The 603-nt window shown below is 41.5% G+C and carries 1 protein-coding gene; it reads right to left on the reverse strand.

Features of this window, described 5'->3' with window-relative positions; translation table 11 throughout:
- The coding region (rfbF, locus tag ACNOHI_RS25190) for a glucose-1-phosphate cytidylyltransferase (protein WP_420477467.1) at window positions 1–586 on the reverse strand (586 nt) is incomplete at its 3' end.
- Window positions 587–603: the final 17 nt, after the last annotated feature.

Below are 603 nucleotides of genomic sequence, written 5' to 3' on the forward strand. Positions count from 1 at the left end.
GTTCCAGTACAAAAAATCCGCCGTTAATCCATGGCATTTCTGATCCGTTAGGTTTCTCCTGGAAATGGTTAATACTCGTTTCTTCTGGCGACAACGTAAAAGCCCCGAACCGTCCCGGTTGCTGCACAGCTGTAAGCGTTGCTAACTTTCCATTAGTGCGATGAAAATCAACAAGTTCGGCAATATTTACATCACTCAAACCATCGCCATAGGTCATGCAGAAAGTCGCGTCACCAATATAATCACGAACCCGCCTTAAACGGCCACCGGTCATTGTGTTATATCCTGTATTTACCAGCGTAACGTTCCAGGGTTCTGTTTCGGTCCGATGAACTTTCATCGTATTGTCAGACATATTGAATGTTACATCTGAGTTATTAAGAAAATAATTCGCAAAATATTCTTTGATAACATCACCTTTATATCCACAACATATTATAAAATCATTTATTCCATAACAGGAATATATCTTCATTATGTGCCATAACACAGGCTTGCCTCCGATTTCAACCATTGGTTTCGGACGAACGCCACTTTCTTCGCTGATACGGGTGCCATAGCCCCCTGCAAGTATTACTGCTTTCATATGCTCACGTATTTAGT

The sequence above is a fragment of the Noviherbaspirillum sp. ST9 genome (assembly GCF_048799745.1).
GTDB lineage: Bacteria > Pseudomonadota > Gammaproteobacteria > Burkholderiales > Burkholderiaceae_D > Noviherbaspirillum.